The 20,932-nt window shown below is 34.2% G+C and carries 18 protein-coding genes; 1 reads left to right on the top strand and 17 read right to left on the bottom strand.

All coding sequences use genetic code 11. From position 1 onward, the window contains the following. Positions 1–18 precede the first annotated feature (18 nt). The 11 genes from H6622_04450 to H6622_04400 form a co-directional block, all read right to left on the bottom strand. On the bottom strand, positions 19–1,095 hold the full coding sequence (locus H6622_04450; protein ID MCB9060753.1) for an FHA domain-containing protein: 1,077 nt from the start codon (positions 1,093–1,095) through the stop codon (positions 19–21). Next, a complete protein-coding gene (locus H6622_04445) occupies positions 1,085–2,647 on the bottom strand; it encodes an FHA domain-containing protein (GenBank protein MCB9060752.1) in 1,563 nt (520 codons plus the stop codon). Before H6622_04445 ends, H6622_04450 begins: the two co-directional genes overlap by 11 nt. Beyond that, the gene (locus H6622_04440; protein MCB9060751.1) at positions 2,635–2,982 is read right to left on the bottom strand and encodes a DUF192 domain-containing protein; all 348 of its coding nucleotides are present in this window, start codon (positions 2,980–2,982) and stop codon (positions 2,635–2,637) included. The genes H6622_04445 and H6622_04440 overlap by 13 nt, the downstream gene beginning before the upstream one ends. Further along, positions 2,982–3,992, bottom strand: coding sequence for a type II secretion system F family protein (locus tag H6622_04435; protein ID MCB9060750.1), 1,011 nt, complete (start codon positions 3,990–3,992; stop codon positions 2,982–2,984). Before H6622_04435 ends, H6622_04440 begins: the two co-directional genes overlap by 1 nt. A 75-nt stretch (positions 3,993–4,067) precedes the next feature. Further along, the gene (nagZ, locus tag H6622_04430; GenBank protein ID MCB9060749.1) at positions 4,068–5,132 is read right to left on the bottom strand and encodes a beta-N-acetylhexosaminidase; all 1,065 of its coding nucleotides are present in this window, start codon (positions 5,130–5,132) and stop codon (positions 4,068–4,070) included. 57 nt (positions 5,133–5,189) lie between these two features. Further along, positions 5,190–5,966 carry a hypothetical protein gene (locus H6622_04425; GenBank protein ID MCB9060748.1) on the bottom strand — a complete coding sequence of 259 codons (777 nt, stop codon included), beginning with the start codon at positions 5,964–5,966 and terminating at the stop codon, positions 5,190–5,192. 26 nt (positions 5,967–5,992) lie between these two features. Beyond that, on the bottom strand, positions 5,993–6,790 hold the full coding sequence (locus tag H6622_04420) for a hypothetical protein (GenBank protein MCB9060747.1): 798 nt from the start codon (positions 6,788–6,790) through the stop codon (positions 5,993–5,995). Positions 6,791–6,816: 26 nt separating this feature from the next. Next, positions 6,817–7,854 (bottom strand): rod shape-determining protein, encoded by a 1,038-nt coding sequence (locus H6622_04415; GenBank protein ID MCB9060746.1) that lies wholly within the window; start codon positions 7,852–7,854, stop codon positions 6,817–6,819. 12 nt (positions 7,855–7,866) lie between these two features. Further along, positions 7,867–8,808 (bottom strand): AMP nucleosidase, encoded by a 942-nt coding sequence (locus H6622_04410; protein ID MCB9060745.1) that lies wholly within the window; start codon positions 8,806–8,808, stop codon positions 7,867–7,869. 352 nt (positions 8,809–9,160) lie between these two features. Then, a complete protein-coding gene (locus H6622_04405) occupies positions 9,161–11,146 on the bottom strand; it encodes an ABC transporter substrate-binding protein (protein ID MCB9060744.1) in 1,986 nt (661 codons plus the stop codon). Positions 11,147–11,202: 56 nt separating this feature from the next. After that, positions 11,203–12,366 (bottom strand): hypothetical protein, encoded by a 1,164-nt coding sequence (locus H6622_04400; GenBank protein MCB9060743.1) that lies wholly within the window; start codon positions 12,364–12,366, stop codon positions 11,203–11,205. 155 nt (positions 12,367–12,521) lie between these two features. On the opposite strand from H6622_04400, the gene H6622_04395 reads away from it, so the two are divergent. After that, on the top strand, positions 12,522–13,367 hold the full coding sequence (locus H6622_04395; GenBank protein MCB9060742.1) for a TIGR02147 family protein: 846 nt from the start codon (positions 12,522–12,524) through the stop codon (positions 13,365–13,367). Between the two features lie 3 nt (positions 13,368–13,370). Here H6622_04395 and dnaJ read toward each other — a convergent pair whose 3' ends face one another. The 6 genes from dnaJ to H6622_04365 all read right to left on the bottom strand — a co-directional run bounded on the left by dnaJ (position 13,371) and on the right by H6622_04365 (position 20,870). Further along, entirely contained in the window at positions 13,371–14,495 is a 1,125-nt protein-coding gene (dnaJ, locus tag H6622_04390; protein MCB9060741.1) for a molecular chaperone DnaJ, read from the bottom strand. 72 nt (positions 14,496–14,567) lie between these two features. Continuing rightward, the gene (gene dnaK, locus H6622_04385; protein ID MCB9060740.1) at positions 14,568–16,493 is read right to left on the bottom strand and encodes a molecular chaperone DnaK; all 1,926 of its coding nucleotides are present in this window, start codon (positions 16,491–16,493) and stop codon (positions 14,568–14,570) included. Positions 16,494–16,514: 21 nt separating this feature from the next. Further along, positions 16,515–17,075: a nucleotide exchange factor GrpE gene (locus H6622_04380; GenBank protein MCB9060739.1), complete on the bottom strand. Its 561-nt coding sequence runs from the start codon at positions 17,073–17,075 to the stop codon at positions 16,515–16,517. Positions 17,076–17,206: 131 nt separating this feature from the next. Further along, a complete protein-coding gene (locus H6622_04375) occupies positions 17,207–17,899 on the bottom strand; it encodes an ABC transporter substrate-binding protein (GenBank protein MCB9060738.1) in 693 nt (230 codons plus the stop codon). Then, positions 17,886–19,571: a carbohydrate ABC transporter substrate-binding protein gene (locus tag H6622_04370; GenBank protein MCB9060737.1), complete on the bottom strand. Its 1,686-nt coding sequence runs from the start codon at positions 19,569–19,571 to the stop codon at positions 17,886–17,888. Before H6622_04370 ends, H6622_04375 begins: the two co-directional genes overlap by 14 nt. 186 nt (positions 19,572–19,757) lie before the next feature. Further along, the gene (locus H6622_04365; protein ID MCB9060736.1) at positions 19,758–20,870 is read right to left on the bottom strand and encodes a coproporphyrinogen III oxidase family protein; all 1,113 of its coding nucleotides are present in this window, start codon (positions 20,868–20,870) and stop codon (positions 19,758–19,760) included. Positions 20,871–20,932 lie beyond the last annotated feature (62 nt).

Below are 20,932 nucleotides of genomic sequence, written 5' to 3'. Positions count from 1 at the left end.
TATCTCAAAATAGGCCTTCTACTTATTGACTTCCTCTTTTTTAATACATTTAGTTTCATTTTTTTTCTTTCCAAGCATAACTTCAAGTTTATTTATTTTTTCTTTGGCCTGTTTATAATCCTCATTCTCAGGATTATCCTCTAACAGCTTAATTATAGCACAATAAGATATAATTGCAGATTCATAGCGTAAAGATTCAGAATCACTTGAAGCTTTGAGTTTAAATTGATCAACTTCTCTGAGTAATTCATCTTGTGCCTTGGCCAGGTAAAACGAAGCATATGCGTGGTCTGGTGAAATAATAAGGGCCAAAGAAAATTCTTTCATTGCACGATAAAAGTTCCTCTCCCTAAAATCCCTATTTCCTCTGTGAATGATGGCCACTAATCTTGCTTCTAATTCAGGATCTTCGATTGGCCTATAATTTTTTACATATTCTTCATATTTTTTATCTGTATCATCTTTTTTCTTCTCTTCATCTTTTGAAGTTTTAGTTTTTACTTCCTCTATTTTTTTCTTTTGAGAATTTTGATCATCTGAAGGTGCAAAAACTAATGCCAAAATTCCAAGTAGCATACCTAAGCGAATGATTAATTTTTTCTTATCTACACCACCTGATGATGTAAGTTTTGTTTTTGATTTAGCTCTTCTTTTTCTTCTTTTTTCTCGTTTTAATTCCTCTTCTTGCTTGATTTCTAGATTTTTGACTTCATCTATTTCTTCTACTAAAACAGGTAAAGGTTCGATATGCAGATGATCATACCTGTACACTGTTTTACCAATAATGATTTTATCCCCAATGTCCAATGTATGTTGATTTATTTTAAGATCGTTAACAACAATACCATTTTGACTTTTTAGATCGGTCAAAATATATTTTCCATTCATAAGAACGAGTTCTGCATGTTCTCTGGAGCTTCTCTCATCTTCTACATAAATATCACATTTCTCATCTCGTCCAAGTATTAAACGATTGCCATGCAATATGTAGACATGACCTTTTAATTTTCCCGTCATACAGACTATACGATGATAATCACCTGGAACATCAGGTGCTTTCAAATTATCAAATACTTGTACACCCTTAGTACTCATCATCTTTTATCATTGTGTAATAGTAGGCCTTAGGAAAACTATCTCTTCCAATAAAGGCCTTACAAAAAACATTATATTCTCGTCCATTCATTTTATAGAGATCAACTTCCATAGTTCCTTGTCCATTTTCAGATTTTTCAGCAACACCAAGCAAAGTTGCAGCAATTCCTTTATCTCTACAAATATCTAATATAGGTTGTCCTGAGGAATCATCTTGTCTAAAAGAAAGTAATTCCTCTCCTTGGTTATTTATTTTAAATAATAATTTTTCTGAATTTAAAACCATAGTAGCAACACCTGAACCTCGCATAAGTTCAGAGCATATATCGAGATATGGACCTTCCGGTTCCATTTCAACAAAACTATCATCTCCTTGTTCGGCCATAAGTTCACGATTTCTAGAAAGAAGAGAATTAATTGTATTTCTGAGTGGAAGAAATTCTGCCCAAAGTAAACTTGATTGTAACTCTTTCCTCTTGCCTCGCATACATTCCTCAAGTTGCACCATGAATTCATCGAAATGTCTTACAGTCATATAGTAAATCATTCCAAAAAAGATCATTGCGACTAATATTGATGTAGCTAATGCTTGTAAATATGCTCCCGAATTTGTTTTTGCCTGAATTTCAAGTGATTTTGGTGCAAATTTAATTGCAATTATTCCCACTGTTTCATAGGCATTAACTTTTCTATTGAGAGCTTCAATTCGCTGAGCAATGCCATGAATTCCATCTCCCAATTTTTCATAATAAAATTTTCTGCTAGAATTTCGAAAAATTTCCATTGATTTTACAGAAAAGGGATCTCCAATATATTTATTTTTTTGAGCTATTGGTCTAACGATTCTTCCTTCTAAATCAAATAGTTCATATGACTCAACCCCTGGGGCGTTTTTCATGAAAGCTGTGTTAACTTGATCTAGAGCTTTTGCTTCGAGGGCGTTGGTATTAAGTCTTGAAATTTCTTGAACATATTGTTTCCCTCTCTGTGAAGTTTCATATTCAAGTAGTTTTTTAGTTGTTTCTAATACCGGAAATATTGTTAGTGTTATTGTAACAATGATAAAAATAAATAGCAAAATCCCCATGAGAGCACTATATTCAAACTCTTCATTAAAACCATAAATTGGCTTCATAATCTTATATTTGAAATAGTATTTTATTTTCGCTACAAAATTATCTGGAGGTAATCCCCCATCAAGAAGATCGTGAAGATCATCTTCTTCAACTTCTTTATATTTTTTAACAATAACTTTTTCTTCTTTAACGAACACTACTTGAAAGATCACATCTGGTAGAGTCAAGCGATCTCCATTTTTAAGGGAGGTCTCTCTGATTAGTTTTTTATTTACAAATGTTCCATTCGAACTACCAAGATCTTTTATATAAATTGGGGCCTCTCCTTTTACTGTAATGGAGATATGTCTTTTTGATATACCAGTGACAGGAATTGCAACATCACAACTAGGATCACGACCCACAATGTTTTCTCCTTCCTTGAGAATAAACTCTTCACCTCGAATTTTCCCACCAACTGCGACTAGTTTATACATTTAAACTCCAACTTCTCTCCGTTTTTAAGATCATAAGGAACAGTACCCCCCATTAACTCCAATACAAATTTAGATCTAAAAAAAATAGGAGTAATCCTCCAAGGTTTGAGATTTCTATAAACTTTCAAAACAATATTGTTTTTATCACAAAAAATAACATCAATTTCATACTTCATGAAAAAAGTATGTATTGATGTACAAGGAGAGAGATAAAGACAATCAAAGTCGTTCATTTTTCTTGAGAACATAAGTCCAATCATTCTATCAAATGCACTTGTGGCCCTTTTTACTTTTTTTGCAATTGTATTCGAATTATATACTAGAGTTTCTTCCATTATTGCGCACCTGAATTAATCATATCAACGGCCATTGGTGCCGCAATAACAATAAAAACTGCAGGAGCGATCAGAAACATCATTGGGAAAATTATTTTAGTTGCTGCCGTCGCTCCGGCCTTCTCTGCATCTGCAGATCTTTTTTCTCTTATTTCTTTTGAAAGCTTTTTCAAAATATCAGGAATTGAGGCACCAACACTATCTGCGGCTATCAACGTTGCAACAAAAGATGATATTTGGATCATATCTACTCTCCATGCCATATTTCTTAAGGCCTCTGATCGACTTGCGCCAACTCTTAAATCTTTAATTACAATTTCAAATTCATCTACTAATGGTGAAGGATTTGCTTTTTCGGCAACTTTAGTCATCGCTGCAATATAGTCTAGTCCGGCCTCTACAGATAGGGCCATCATATCGACACAAAAAGGCATGGCCCTATTGATTTCTTGGTTTCTTCTCAGGGCCTTACTTTCTAACCATTTATCAGGGAAAATAAATCCAACAACAGATAATATTGGAATAATAGATAATGGCCATTGTTCTTCCAAAAAGGCACGAAGTCCCAGAAATAATATTGGAAAACCAATGATCAAAAACAACTTCATTGCGTAAAAGTCTTCAGGTGTAATACTATTTGTTAACCCTGCACTGGCCAGAGGTCGCTTATACTTTTCACGAATTTGTTTCTTTTTTTTCATTGATTGAACAATCGGTGTAAAGTATCTTCTGAAAAAAGGACGAGTGTATTTAATCAAAAATTCTTCTTTAGAACCTTTTGCTTTTTCACCCACTTCTTCGATTTTTTCTGCAACTTGAAATTCACTCTCTTCATTGAAAAAAGTAATTGTGATAATTGCAACCGCAATTCCAGTTAAAATAATTGATCCCCAAAATAAAATTCGACCATCAAAAATGGATAGATCCATTTTAAATAATCCACTGTCTTCCTGAGCAAAGACCGATTGAAAAAGAAACAAAGCTGGACATAGATATTTAATTATATTCACACAGTTCTCCCACTATAGAATAACAAATCAATGCTCATGTAGTTAAGAGACGGTAAATACTTCTAATATTATTGACTATGTCCGATTTATTTCATCAAGCTTTTCAATCAATGCTGCAAATTCGTCTTTTTTCATGTTTTCAGGAATTTTGGGAATATATAAAGGTTTGTAGTCTTTAAAAATTTCTCTCTTTATACTTGCAATCCGACTAAATTTACTTAGAAAAAGTGACTTATCAGGGATATTTTCAACTGCTTTTTTTAAATTCAAATAGACACTTTTACAAGATGCGAGATCTCTATAGATTAAAAGATCTGCTCCTGCACTAAGTGCCTTTTGCGCTGCTTCTATCTGTCCAAAATGATCAGTTATAGCTTTCATATTCATATCATCGGTAACAGTTAATTTTGTAAACCTAAGGTCTTTTCTAACAATTTCATAAGCATTTGGAGAAAGGGAACACGGAAGATTTTCATCAATTGCATCAACTACAATATGGGCCATCATGACAAAAGTTACTCGGGACTTAACTGCTTTAACAAAAGGTTTTAGTTCTCTGCTTTTTATCACTTCGAGTGGCGTTTTCACGTAAGGCAAATCATAATGCGAATCTTTTGTAGTTGCTCCATGTCCAGGGAAATGTTTAGCACAAGACTGTATATTATATGTATGAAGCCCTCTGATGGCCGATGAAATAAATTTTGTCACGACCTCTTCTTGATCTGAAAATGATCGGTCTCCAATAACTTGATTTTTTGGATTAACAAGAATATCACAGCAAGGAGCAAAATTGACGTTAATTCCGCAAGCACTCAGTTCTTTTGCCATTAAAGAATGTAGTTCGTAGCAAAACTTTGGAGACCCTGAAACTGCTATTTTTTGCATACTTGGAATACGAGTAAAGCCATTTTTAAATCGCTGAACTCTTCCGCCTTCGTAGTCAACACAAATAAATAACGGATTTTCTCCTCGAAGAGACTGAATACTATTAACAAGTTCGGCCAGCTGAGCAGGAGAATCATAATTGTGAGAAAAAAGAATTATTCCTCCAAGATTTTCATTCTTAATGAAACTGGCCTCTTCCTCATTTAACTGGAGTCCTGATAAACCTGAAATAAATAATTGACCTAAATCTTTCATCTTTTCTTCCTCTCTAACTTACTATTTTGGCCTAAAATTGTAGAATATCAAGTCAACTTAATTGATATCAGATTTAATTTGATACTTTGAAAGAGTGTATCCCTGTGAAATCCAAAATACTTTTTCGATGTTTAGTTCCTTATCGAATAGATAAAATATCGATTGGCCAGCGACTTCCAATGTAAATCTGTATTGTCCTACAGAATTTGTTCCATCAAATATAAATTGCCCCCTTGAAAATACTTCGTCGGGAATATTGAGATACTGTTCTTGAAAATAAGGAAAACCATCCCAGATAACATAAAAATTCATGCTCCCTGTTTTTTCCTTCAATGAGCGGTGTATAAATGTTGAGTATTTTACACACTCAACCAACTGTGAAAAAAAACAATAGACTGTCTTGTCTTTGGGAAAATCAATTATTCTTTTCCCCTGCCAATGCTTTTCTGGACTCTGTAATTCAAGTTCTAAAACCCTTTTTTCATTATCAAAGTTCATTGAGGTGGTGTACTGTTTTTGTTCAAACCAAACAGTAAACTGCGATTTTAGTGGCATAAGTATTGGAACACTATTATTTAGTTTTGATTTTTTAGAGATTGAAACACTTTTTTCGAGGATATTATCCTCGCTCTTTTGTAAAGAACCCCTAACCAAACGTTTTACAACAAATTGATCTTTTTTAATAAACCCAGAGTTTCTGTTAATATAAAATTCTCCGTCATTATCAATTAATTTGTAAATTTCTGATTCTTTTTTTATTTCGACCTCAATGGAAGGTGCAAACAAGGAACAACTCGTAAAGAAAATTGAAAAAATCAGAATACTAAATTTCATCCTGTACCTCCATGAGACTACGTCCTCTAAGAAGAGGTGTTTGACAAAACATGCCTTTGAAAAATATCTTTGAGTTCAAACTCTTCTTGTTTTTCATCTATATATTTTTCAATATACTCTTTTAAGGAATCTTGGCCCGATAATTTCACACCAACTTTTATAATATCAAGATTTGAAGGACTAAATTTTTCGATAACTTCTTTATAAATAATCTCACCAGTAAAAGTATTTACTACTTGCCTATTTTCGATGAGATCAAAAGCAATATTCTCTCCGACTTCTAAACTGACAGACCTCGTTTTTCCCAAAAAAAATGAAATCCCATTAAAATTTGCATCCACTACTCTTTCTAGTTGTTCATTGAGATTATTTTCTTTTAAGTACTTTAATAAAAACTGTGTTTCTTGATCATCTCCTTTTTTCAAAGGAATAACATTACTTAACTTTTCTTCTGTCTTTTTTAGACTTATATATATTTTTTGATGAGGGTAAAGCAAAGCGCGTTGTCCTAATCTTTGTTCATATTTGAAAAATTTCTCAATTTTGAACTTCCTCGAGTCTTTTACTCTCTTCAATATTCCAAAAAAAGCAAGTGAATTTATTTTGAAAATAAACTTAAGTTCTTCATCTTCTTCAAAACTGTCCATTTCTAAAGTTAAATCTTTTTTATTAAAGTCAGATACTTTAACCGTATCTACTATAGGTTTAAAAATATCACTCCAAAATGTAATCTGAATTTTTTGACTTATGGCAATATTAAACTTACTGCGAATTTCATTCTCATTCTGTTTTACAAAATTCTTTTTTGCCCAAGAACTATCCAATTCACTTCCTTGAAAAAGAGTTCCTATTAAGAAAGAGTTGTTACTTGTCTTAATAGTGAAATGTTCTCAAGTGCTTTTCCACAACCTTTCACTACACATGTTAATGGATCTTCAGCAAGAGCAACCGGTAGTCCTGTTTTTTCTTTAATCAAAACATCTAAATTTGCAAGTAACGATCCTCCACCTGCTAAAATTATTCCGTTGTCTACTATATCTGCTGCCAACTCAGGAGGTGTTTTTTCAAGTGCTATTTTAATCGCTTCTACAACTTCATTCACCGGATCAGACAATGCATCCCTAATTTCATCTGAAGTTACTTCAATAATTTTTGGAGCACCTGCAATCAAATCTCTTCCTTTGACTTCGTGAACTTTTACTTCATCATCAAATGGATATGCATTTCCTATGTTGATTTTAATCGCCTCTGCTGTTCTTTCTCCAATCAAAAGAGAATATTTTTTCTTAATATATGAAGTAATTGCATCATCAAATTTATCCCCAGCAACTCTCTCAGACATAGAAAAGACTATCCCTCCCAGTGAAATTACTGCAACCTCAGTCGTCCCTCCACCGATATCGACAATCATATTTCCAGAGGGCTCAGTTATAGGCAAACCAGCACCAATTGCAGCGGCCATGGGTTCTTCAATCAGATAAACTTCTCTTGCTCCTGCCTGTTCTGCAGATTCTTTTACTGCTCTTTTTTCAACTTGAGTTATACCAAAAGGAATACAGATGATAATTCTAGGCTTTACTAATTTTGATTCTCCAATTGATTTTTTTATAAAATATCGAATCATTCTTTGCGTAACTTCAAAATCAGCAATAACCCCATCTTTCATAGGCCTAATGGCCTTAATTGAACCAGGAGTTCTACCTAGCATTTGCTTGGCCTCCAATCCTACGGCCAAAACTTGATTAACACCTTTAGGGCCTTGATGAACAGCTACAACCGATGGTTCATTTACAACTATTCCTCTGTCCTTAGCATAAACTAAAGTATTTGCAGTTCCTAAATCTATGGCCAAGTCATTTGAAAACCAATCAAGAAACTTCTTAAACATATTTAATCCTTTTTACCATGTGTAATGTCTTATTCTCTCACCACGTTCCGCTATGTCGGCCATGGCCTCAATACCTAGCTCAATGTGTATATCTGTGTATTGTTGAAAAACTTTTTTTGCAGAGGCCTTTGTCTTAATTCCATCCTTTTTAAAAGGACAATCAGAAACTAAAAGTAAAGCCCCAACATTCACTTTGGAAACAAAACCTGTAGTAAACAACGCTGCAGTTTCCATCTCTACCGCCAAAACTCTTTCCAAAATGAGATTTTCTTTAAAAGTTTCATCAAACTCCCAAAATCTGTAATCTGTAGAGTGTATCGTTCCTGTTCGATACTCGTGGCCATTTTCCACTAGTATTTGAGAAACAAATTTTTGAATTTTAAAAGTAGGAAGGGCAGGTACCTGCCTGGGTAAAAAATGCTCAGAAACACTTTCTGCCCTTATTGAAGCAATTGGTAAAATAAAATCACCAACTTTTAAAGAGTGGTGCACCGAACCACAAAGACCTAGAAATAAAACCGCTTTGGGTTCAACAACAGCAAGAAGTTCAATAATGAGTGCTGCCATCGCAGAACCAACTCCAAACTCAATTATTGTAACTCTGGCCTTTTGTGAACTGGAGGCCTTAAACGCCGAACCTTCTGTATAATGCGAGTCCTTTAAAAGTTCGTTGAATCTTTCTACATAATAATGAAAATTTGTAAGTATAACCTGCTTTTGGAAGTCTTTTAAATCGTGTCCCGTATACCGCTCAAGCATGTCAATCGCTATTCGTTTTTTTTCTTCATTGCCATGAATTCTCTGGCCCTTAAGTTTTGCTTTCAAGGGGTGTATGTCGCCAAACTCATACAATAAATCTTCTTTTGCTGATGTACGCTTCGCAGCTTTACTCTTAGATAGCTTCTTAGTTGAAACATTCTTTTTTTTAGTTGTCTTATCCATTATTTCAGGCAATTTCCGCACCTTTAAACATATACGATTGCTTATAAATTAATTTATCCCCATAGAATCTATCACTTGGCCGCTTTTCTTGACAAGGATTTGCATTAAAAAAACTGGCTGAATAAAAGAGCTCATTCTAGGCAAATAAACACATAGCATTATTTCAATGTCATCTTTACCAAATACTTGTCAATAAAGATCCTCACCTATATGATGCACGAATCAAATTGACTAACAAAGGAAATCTAATGGGTAGAGGCAGAAAAAAAACTGAGCTGAAAATGAGACGTCGCAAAAGTCAGGCAAAATTAAAAGCTAGAATCAAAAAAAGAATCGAAGCTGCTAAAAAATAAAACCGTGTCCATCACGGTTTTTCCTTAATTCCACCCTCTGAATATAAACTAAGATCAACATTTTCGATGCGTCCGGCCCTAAGTTTTAAGGGTACTAACTCTTTCATCCATACACCATCACTCAAGAACCACTTACCAGTGATACCTGATAATTCTTTTTTACTTTTAAGATATATATCTAGATCATCTCTTGAAACAAATGAATTCTTATTCAAAATACTGTGAACTATTTCTAAGGAATTAAACGCTCTCACTTCAATCAATTTGGGTTTTAATTTATACAAATTATAGAAACTATCAAAAAACTCCGAGTTAATTTTTTCGACACTATCACCAATCATATAAAGCTTTCCAAGTTTGAAACTTTCTTTCGCTAGTGATTGCGATCTCCAACTAGGGCCTCCAATAAGATTCATGTTAAAGGCATCAAGATAATTAAAAGAAGGCAATATTTGTAAGGCCTCATTTGGAAACGCTGGAACAAAGACCCAATCAAAACTAATATCAGGTCTCAATATTTGCAGTCTTCTTGTAGAGCGATGGCCTTCAAGCTCATAAATCTCCTTTAGAAGATCTTCCTCTTCTTGTCTTTCCCGTGGATACTTTAGGCCTAGTAAACCTTTTATTGGCTCTCGGTAGTCAGTTAACTCTTTAGAATACTCTAATACACCATTAACCGCTACTCCCTTCTCTTTGGCGACTCGCCAAAATTCATCAATGTAGGCCTTTCCCCTGTTTCCCTTTGGATAAACAATGGCGGCCCTCCTACCAAAAGTATTGAGAACATCATCTGTAAACAAACGCTTAATTTGTGACTCAACAGATCCTGGTATTTCAATCAAAAGGTGATCCTTCTGCTCTTTGGGCAAATAGATTTGTGAAAGTGAAACAAATAATACTCCATGCTTTTTGGCCTCCAGGTACTCATCTGTTGCCTCGTCTGAAAACAACCCGCCTACGATAACTGAAACCTGATAAGCATCAATAAGTTTTTTTACGATATGTGCCCCTACAGACGGTTCTCCACGACTGTCTTCGATATAAAGACTGTATCGTTGCCCTTTGGCCCCAAGTTGTTTAATTTTGCTATCAATTCCTATTAAAGATCGTTTACCTAATAACTGCTTATCACCTGATAAAGGCAAAACAACACCAATCGCTGAAGGATTCATCTTGGCGTAATTTTCAATTTTAAACTTAAAGGACGAAACAAGATTTTTAAGTTCTGCAGTAGATCCATAGCGATCTTCGATCCAATCTAAAAGATTTCTTGCATCCTGTTTTTGGGAAGAATAATAAAATTTTTCAACTTGCAAAAATGCAAGATAACCAACCACAAAATAGTTTTTATCTCCGAAATCATTGAATATATTTAATTTTTGAGAAGTTTCTAATTTGAAAAAACTTCCCATTAATTGATCAAAAAAATGTTCCGACTTTAACTCTGTTGAGTTTTTTTTATCTGAAAGATAATTAATGAGCGCTAACGTTTTTTCTCTTTCTTTACCCAATTCATCTGTTAATTTTATTTCTAATTTGTAGAATTTACTTAACTCTGGCCGTTTAAGATTTTGTTCGTTTGCTAAACTTAAAGAGTCATACGCTTGCTGGACAAAGCCAATCTTGTAATATGAACTGGCCAAATTAAGATATATTGATGCTGTAAGCTCCAAATCTTGTATAGAGTCTGGTACAGCTAAGTTAAAATTAAAAATTGCTTGCTCATAATTCTTTTGAGAGTAAAGTATGACCCCCAAAAGAGTCCTTCTTTTTGCACGTTCAACCGGTATGAGAGTTTCTTCCTTTAAAGAGAGCAATTTTTGCCTCGCTAATTCTAAATTTCCGCCCTTATAAATCTCTTTAATTTCATTTATTTTTGCTAGAAACTCGGCCGAATAAATTTCCTCTTTAGGGCGGTTGATTACAGAAATACTTCCACACCCTTGCCAGAAAAAGACACTGCACATCATTAGTATTATTATGGTTCTTTTTTTCATTTATTCCCCTTCGTCTGGGAATAATATCAAAAAATATCCAAGTTGTTCAACTTTACTTAGCCCTTAATCTCTTCAATATTCAATCTTGGGGCCTTCATATTTTGTGGTAATTGATTATTTTTTCCTACTCTTAAAAGAAAAAATGGGTAACCTTTACTTCTAAATATTTTATTTAGAACTCCGCGTTGATTCCAGTAATGCTTGGCCATATTTGAAGGTATAAAATCAAAGAATTCTTCAAATCTACTTAAATAGTACATTGGCAAAGATCCTGCTGTATGAGGCTGAACTTTATAATCTACTTCTGTCAATTTAAGCCATGCTCTCATAAAGAATCTACCTGCATTAAAAACTGTTTCATCTTTATAATCCTTAAGTGAAATCAAAATAAATCCAGCAGCTGAATTTACTTGTCTACGTGCCACAAGCTTTGCAGGGGCCCACATTTTTAGTGCAGACATAAAATCGTAAATAGGATTAAACTTTCTCATTGTTTTTAAAATCAGCATATCTATAAACTTCAGACCTAAATTTCTCCAAGGAAGTCCATCTCTTTGCTCTAAGTCTTCTTTTGAGAATTTCATCCATCTCAAAGTCTGCATAAATCCTGTTTTCCAATATGCAAACTTATAGTCATTTTTTTCAATATACTTTTTTACATCAATATTTTCATTGTCTGCATACGATACTTCTACGTTGGGATAATGAAATGACATTAAGAAAATTTCTTGGAAAACTTTATCTTTCAGACTTCCACCCTTATACTCTCTACGATCAACTTCTCTTCTACTGATTTGATCAACTAACTCATCTCTCAATGCCCCTGCTGTGAATATTATTTCCAAAGTAGGATTTTTAAAATCTGTACATTTAACGTTTGCGTAAAATCCCTGATCATTTGCTGCAATTTGAATAATTTCTGACATCATCCCAAAACTATATAGACTTGCTACTTCCTTGTAATTTAAAACATGGTTACTTCTTTGATTATCATTTGTAACAATCAAGCAATTTTCTCTAACTTCGAATTTCCATGGTTGACTATTATCCCCAGATGGACAAAGCCTAGCAAAATCAATAATTTTGTCAAAATCAATCTCAACATTTAAATACCTTTTTTGTACCTTTTGTTTATTAATCTCAAAGTTTCTTAATAGTTCAATTCTGTCGTTCATTAGTTTATCCATAATGTCCTCTCTGTACATTTGTTCTAAACTCATTTTCAGTCAAAATTGGATAAAATTGTGTTTTTTGATATTTTTTTGGACTACATCAATATTTGAATTTACTCAATAAAATCAATATATTAGAAAGATACATAGCGAAATAATCAAATTATGATACAATACATTTAGACTACACTCATGGAGTTTTTATGGAAAAATTACCTCAAATTTACGACTATCGAGACTATAGGGCCTTCCTAAAGGATTTGATTGACTATAAAATGTCTGTTGAAAAAAGGCTGAGTTTTAGACGCCTATCAAATCTAACAGGTTACACAACTCCTAATCACTATCAAAAAATTATTTCAAACCAAAAAAACATGTCTCCAAGAGGTGCTCGTGAAATTGCAAAATTATTCAATTTAAATCCAGCTGAACTTAAAATTCTACTTTTACTTATGAAATATAATGATTCCAAAAAACATGATGTAAAAATTAACGCTCTCAAAAAACTCATTAAAAATCAAAAGTATAGACTCCACAATCCAAATGTCGAAGAAGTTTATAAATACTACTCGCAATGGTATTATGTCGCAATTAGGGAGCTTTCGCTATTAGACGATTTCCAAGATGACCCACAATGGATTGCAAAAACGTTGATACCAAACATTTCAGTAGCAGAAGCAGTACAGGCACTTCTTGATCTTACAAAATTAGGTATCATTAAAAGAGGCGTAGACGGAAAAATAGTTAGTGCCGTTCAACAACATATAGATTTTAGAGGAGAAGTCCCTTCTCACACAATTGCAAACTATCATAAAAATATGATTAATATGGGCCGAGAAAGTATTGATCGTATCAACCGGGACGAAAGAGATATTACAAGTGTGACTCTTCCAATACCAATTGATAAAATAAGTGAATTAAAAAGTTACATTAAAGATATACAAAATAATTTCAGAGAAAAAGTTCATTCTTACAACAGTCCAGATAGTATATTCCAACTGAATATGCAGTTGTTTCCTATATCTGTTGTAAAAAACAAAAATATATAATTGTTATTGGAAAAGATCTCTCACTTTATCAAAGAAACCTTTAGACATTGGATTGCTCTTAACATGTTCCATATCTGAGAGTTTTTGGAAAATCTCTCTTTGTTCTGAACTAAGCTTCGTAGGAGTTTCGACATGAACTTCAATTATTTGATCTCCCTTGCCATAACCACCTAGCTTTGTTATCCCTTTACCTTTCAAACGCATTTTCCGCCCAGATTGTGTGCCCTCTGAAATTTTCACCTCAACCTTACCATCTAAAGTTGGAACCTCAATATCGGCCCCAAGAGCAGCTTGTGAAAAACTAATAGGTACTTTGCAGTAAACATCAAACCCATCTCTTTGAAAAAATTCATCATCCTCGATGGCCACAACAACATATAAATCACCACTAGGGCCACCATTTTGTCCAGCATCACCTTCACCAGAGAGCTTAAGTCTCTGCCCATGATCAATACCTGCTGGAATAGACACTTCCAACTCAACTTTTTTCTTGGTTACACCCTGTCCATGACAAGTACCACAAGGATCTTTAATCATCTCTCCCGCACCATGACACTTAGGACATGTGCTGGCCATAGTGAAAAAACCTTGTTGCCTTCTAATTTCTCCTGTTCCATGGCACATGTCGCAACTTACCGGGCTACTCCCTGCTTTCGCTCCACTACCATTACACGTTTTACAGGAAATGTTTCTTGTAATTTCAATTTTTCTCTCAATTCCAAATGCAGCATCCTTAAACGATACATTCAATTGCATTTGCAAATCTGACCCGGCCCTAGCACGACTTCTTCCACCCCTGCGTCGACCTCCGCCAAAAATATCTTCGAATCCACCTCCAAAAATATCAGAGAAAATATCTCCAAAATCTGAAAATCCACCTTGACCGAAACCACCGGCCTGTCCGTTTACTCCTGCATGACCGAATTGATCATACTTTCTTCTTTTATCATCATCTAAAAGTATTTCTGCTGCTTCCGAGGCCTCTTTGAATTTTGCCTCGGCCTCTTTATTATCTGGATTTCTATCAGGGTGATACTGCATCGCTAACTTACGATAGGCCTTTTTGATGGTATTTTTATCGGCACTTTTACTAACACCAAGTACCTCGTAATAATCTCTTTTCGACATAATATCTACACCCTTAATCTACAAAGAGGCCCTAACTCTTTTAGGGCCTCTCAAATTAATTATATTACAAAATTACACTTCTTTAAAATCAGCGTCTACAACATCCTCATCTTTCTTACTATCACTTTTTGATGAATTGGACTGTTGTTGTTCAGTTGTATCTGCTCCTGGCGCTGCACCAGCAGCATACATTTGCTCAGCAAGTTTATGGCTAACAGTCTGTAGTTTATCTGTGGCCCCCTTTAGCTCATCGATACTCTCTGATTCAAGCTTACTTTTTGCCTCAGAAATAGCTGCTTCTAGCTCAGCTTTTGCATCAGCAGGAATTTTATCCCCACCCTCTCGAATCATTTTCTCTGAAGCAACAATCATTCCATCTAAAGAGTTTCTAGTGTCTACGACTTCACGACGCTTCTTATCCTGTTCTTTATTAAGCTCAGCATCTCGAATCATTTGTTCGATCTCATCTTCCGATAGACCTGAACCACCTGTGATTTTGATCTCTTGAGATTTTCCAGTTGCTTTATCAACTGCTGAAACATGAACAATACCATTTGCATCGATATCGAAAGTAACCTCGATCTGTGGAACACCTCTTGGGGCCGGGGCAATTCCAGTCAAATCAAATCTGCCAAGAGTCTTATTGTCCTTAGCAAACTCTCTTTCCCCTTGTAGAACGTGAATACTAACTGCTGGTTGATTATCTTGAGCAGTAGAAAATACCTGAGATCTCTTCGTAGGAATCGCAGTGTTTTTTTCGATGATTGGAGTCATTACTCCTCCATCTCTCGCATTACCAAGCGTTTCAATACCAAGTGAAAGTGGTGTAACATCCAAAAGAAGGACATCCTTTACGTCACCTGCTAATACACCACCCTGAATCGCTGCTCCCGCGGCAACAACTTCATCAGGATTAACTCCTTTACTAGGATCCTTACCAAATATTTGCTTTACTTTCTCTTGAATGGCCGGAATTCTTGTTGATCCCCCAACTAAAATAACTTCATCAATTTCATTTCGGTCAAGACCAGAATCTTCAATACATGTATTACAAGGTACTTCAAGACCTTTCAAATAATTTGAAATGAGATCTTCAAATTTTGCGCGAGAAAGAACTGATCTCAAGTGCTTTGGACCTGAAGCATCGGCAGTAATATATGGAATATTAATCTCTGTTGTCGTCACATTTGAAAGCTCATGTTTAGCTTTCTCGGCAGCTTCTTTTAATCTTTGAAGGGCCATTTCATCTTTTCTGAGATCTATTCCATTGTCTTTTTTAAATTCATCTGCAAGAAAATTTATAATTTCTTCGTCAAAATTCTCTCCACCTAAAAATGTATCTCCATTTGTGGCCTTAACCTCAAAAACCCCCTCATTTGTAATTTCAAGAATTGAAATATCAAACGTACCACCACCAAGGTCAAAAACAGCTATATTTTTATCTGTTTTACTTTCAAAGCCATAGGCGAGAGCTGCTGCAGTTGGCTCATTAATAATTCTTTTTACTTCAAGACCTGCAATTCTACCTGCATCTTTAGTGGCCTGTCTTTGAGCATCATTAAAGTAAGCAGGCACTGTAATAACGGCCTCAGAAACCGTTTCACCCAAATAATCTTCCGCTGCACTTTTTAGTTTTCCCAATACAATTGCCGATATCTCTTGTGGAGACATTTCTTTACCATCAACTCTTACCCAAGCATCTCCATTTTTGTTGGCAAAAATTTCAAAAGGCGCAACTTCAACAAATTTCTTTGCTTCAGGTGAATCTGCTTTTCTTCCAATCAGTCTTTTTATCCCAAATAATGTTTTCTTAGGATTGGTTACGGCCTGTCTCTTTGCAACTTGTCCCACAAGTTTTTCATCATTATTATTAAACCCTACAATCGAAGGAGTTGTGTTATGCCCTTCTGCATTTGGTACAATTTTATACTTGCCATTTTCAAGTACAGCAACACACGAGTTTGTTGTTCCTAAATCGATTCCAATAATCTTTCCCATTTGGTTCTCCTCTGTCTATATTTAACTATTTTTTGCAACTATTACTTTTGCGGCCCTTAATAAGCGACCATTTAAAATATATCCCTTTTCAAATACATTAATGACCTCTTGATCTTCCTTTCCTTCGGCTGGATGTTGTGCCATTGCTTCATGAAAGTTCGGGTCAAAAATTTTGCCAAGGGCCTCAATTGTTTCTAGGCCATTATCATTTAAGACTTTGACAAATTGGTTACGAACCATATCAACGCCAACATATACATTGTTGATCTTTTCATCTTCATCATCCCTAATAGCATCTACAGTTCTCTCTAGATTATCTACAACTTCGATAAGAGATGATAATATTTTTTCAGCTCCATATTTTCTAATATTTTGCATTTCACGTTCATAACGACGTCGTGAATTTTCCATTTCTGCGGCCAGATAGTAGTACTTTTCTTTCCAGTCTTCTTCATTTTGTTCTGTTTTAACTTCTTGTTCCTTACCATCATCTTCAACGGACTCTTGGACAATTTCGTCTGTAATTTCATTTTCTACATTTTCTTGTACTTCTTTATCAATTTCGCTACTTGTTTCAGACATCATTCCTCTCAATAGTTGTCGTTTTTATCCTCGAATACAAAGATGAGATGGAATTAAATTTTGTCAATCCAAAGAGCTTATTTTTTTTAAATACTGATTGTAAGCAATTGAAATTACATGAATACTAGAGGTTATTTTTTTCTAAATGACTCGAACAACTTTTCGTTAAGTAGCTCAATTTTATCTGGCCCAATTTTCTTGTTACAGGCCAAAGACTTTAGGGATCTTCCTAAGAGCATAACTTCAAAAAATTTTAAATTATACTTATTTGCTAAATCTTCTGAAACTTTTGTATCAACGGCCAGCAATGAAATCCTTTTCCCCTGAAATAAATCCTGTACTTGAGAATAATTTTCAAAAGTTAAAACTTTGACACCCGCCCTTATTAAATCCTCTTCAACAGCAGTTCCTAATTTGGCGCCAATTCTGGAATTGAACTGTTTTAGGTCATCAATATATTGAAGTTTTGATTTTATTTGTTCAAGAGAATAAATTCCATAACTGGAAACAGCAATAGGTGTTACCCAAAAAAATTTAGTTTCACGCTCTTGATTTCTTACAACTGGAAAAACACAAGTATCTGCATTCTTTTCAACAATGCTAAGAGATCTTTTAAGCGGTTGTGCCATAATTTTGAAATCAATTTTAGCTGCTGTTAAGATTTCTTCAACATGCTTTACGGCCTCACCTGTTATTTTACCGCTCTTTAGATCTTTTATAACATAGGGTGGGTTAAGTTCTGTATAGATGATTAACTCACCAGCGAATAAATTTTCAAAACTAAAAAAAATAGCTGTAGCCAATAAAATCTTATTTTTCATCATACACTTTAAGAACTTCTCCCCATGGAAGAGTTATTCCTGGTGGCATTTCATTATTTAGCTTATTTTTAGGTGCTCCAACTTTATCTAACCAAATCTTTGGATCAGATTTTTTATTGAGTATTGGTGCACATTTAATTTTTTTCTTACTTAACTTTTCCATCTTCTTATCTAAATAATTTGCTAAAGCATCCATTGCTTCATTTGGAGTCATTTTACCTTCGACTGCTTGTGGAATTACCTTCCACCAACCTTCAGACATCAAAGGATAATCAGCAATATTTACACCTGTTGGCGTCCACATTTCTCTGGCCATAGAACGATAAAATTCAACAAAACCACCTAATTTTTTTGCTCTTTTTCCCATTTCCTCTGAAAAAATATCACTTTTTCTTATAGGAGTTAAACCAACGATTGTTTTCTTTAAGGAGACCGATTTTGATGTAACAAATTGGGCATAAAGCCATGCGGCTTTTAACCTATCAGGAGGTGTACTTTTAAGAAACGTCCAACTTCCGACATCTTGGTAACCTAGCTTCATTCCCTTTTCCCAGTAAGCACCATGTGGAGAAGGGGCCATTTTCCATTTTGGAGTCCCATCATCATTAACAACGGCAAGACCTTTTTTACTCATGGAGGCAGTAAAAGCTGTATACCAAAAAATCTGTTGCGCAATATTTCCCTGAGAAGGAATAGGCCCTGCTTGAGAAAATGTCATTGAATAAGCTGCAGGAGGTGCATAAAGTTTTAACCATTTCAAAAACTTCTCAATGGCATAAACTGCTGCAGGAGAATTGGTTGCACCTCCCCTTTCTATGGAAGCGCCTACAGGATGACAACCTTCCATTCTCACTCCCCAATCATCCACAGGTAATCCGTTTGGCAAACCCTTATCACCTGCTCCGGCCATAGATAACCAAGCATCTGAAAATCTCCAACCAAGTGATGGATCATTTGCTCCGTAATCCATATGTCCATAAACTCTTTGTCCATCAATCTCTTTAACATGGACAGTAAAAAATTCAGCAATATTTTCATATGCAGTCCAATTCACTGGCACATCTAAATTATATCCATATATTTTTTTAAATTTATCACGCAGATCTTTCCTCGCAAACCAATCAGCTCTATACCAATAAAGATTTGCAAATTGTTGATCTGGTAACTGATACACTATTTTATCAGGCCCTGTTGTAAATTTAAGTCCAATAAAATCATTTAAATCTATCATAGGATTTGTAACGTCTTTAGCGGTATCACTCATTAATGAAGTTATACTTTGCACTTTATTACTTCTATAATGTGTTCCAATTAGATCACTATCGTTAATAAAACCATCATAAAGATTTTGGCCAATATTCATTTGTACTTGAATTTTTTTAATCAGATTATCTTCGCCAGTAATTTCATGGGTCACTTTAATTCCAGTTATATCATAAAATGCTTTTGCTAAAACGTTTGCTTCATATAAGTGTGTGTCAATTTTTTCAGAAATGACAATAATATGCATTCCTCGAAATGGTTTACTAGCAGTTTGAAACCAATTTAATTCTTTTATTTGATCCTTTTTACTCAGAGTTGAGGGTGTGAACTCTGAATCTACCCACTCTTCAATAGTTTTTGCAAAAGCATCAATCGAAAAAATGCAACATAACAAGGGAATCATTAACTTCATAAATTCTCTTTTTTAAAAATCAAATATTAAAACATCTATGTTATTCGGATAATCATAACATAAATTTAGAGATATCCTATAAACTCCATTAGTAATTATAATATGTTGTTCACTACAATATAAATTTTTTTAACTGATCTATTTTAATTTCAGATCACTTAACTCAGAAAGAATTAAATACTTCATTCAGATTTCTGATATAAGATAATTGACGAGAGTATCCATTTGAAAAAGACCTCTTGGTGTTAAACGAATTTTTTCACCATTTTTAATAAGAAGTCTTCTACGAAACCAATCATTTATGTTTTGAACTTGCTTAGAACTGAGTTGTCCTAAAACAGATAAATCAAGTCCAATATTTGAGCGCAAATTTAAAAAAACTTTTTCAATCAACAATTCTTCTCGATTTAATTCTTCGACATTAAAGCTTGTTTCGTTGGTTTTCCATTTATATCTGATTGCGTTGTCTTGATTTATGAGTAAACCCGTTGAAGACGGGCCAAGAGCTGCAACAGACTTTTGATTCCAGTATGCCATATTATGCTTGGACTCTTTACCATCTAAACAAAAATTTGACACTTCATACTGGTTATATCCAAACTCTTTTAATGTATCTACAACTTGGAAATACTCTTTTTCTATCCAATTTTCATCTGGCAAATTTTTGTAGTGAGGATAATGTTTCCCAACAGTTAATATATAAACACTAAAGTGAGATGGATTGTATTGAAATATACTCTTGAGCTCTTCAACAATATTTCTCTTTAGAGATTGAGAAAAAGGCAGTCCTATCATGAAATCTACAGAGAAATTAACTTTTAAAGATTTAAAAAACTCGAGTGTTCTCTTTGCCTCACTAAAGTCATGAACTCTATCAAGGCATTTTAAATAAATGTCATCTGTAGATTGAAGACCTATTGAAAATCTATTAACTCCAACTTTAGACCATTCATTAATAGATTTTTCCGTCCAAGATCCTGGATTAACTTCCAATGTAAACTCATTATTTTTTTCTGAAAGTTGGACAACATTCTTAAAAAATGTTTCGATAAATTTCGAACCGCTCTCACCCCAAAGAGAAGGTGTACCTCCACCAATATATAAAGTTTTTAATTTTCCCCAAGAGAATTCGTTCAAACTTAGAAATTCTTCATGAATTTTTAAACTTTGCAACATATAGCTTTCAAATTGAATATTATCTTCACCTGTCAGTTTTTTAGTCTTATAAAAATCGCAATAATTACATAAATGACGGCAGTGTGGATAATGAATATACAAATGTTCAATAGTTCTTTTCATACTCTTTTTGTAATTGGTATCATAATCTTTATTAAATTACTACATGCAACAATTAATTTAGG

It is taken from the genome of Halobacteriovoraceae bacterium (assembly GCA_020635115.1).
Classification (GTDB): Bacteria; Bdellovibrionota; Bacteriovoracia; order Bacteriovoracales; family Bacteriovoracaceae; genus JACKAK01.
Note: the sequence above shows the minus strand (reverse complement) of the source record. Positions and strands in the feature narration are given on the sequence as shown.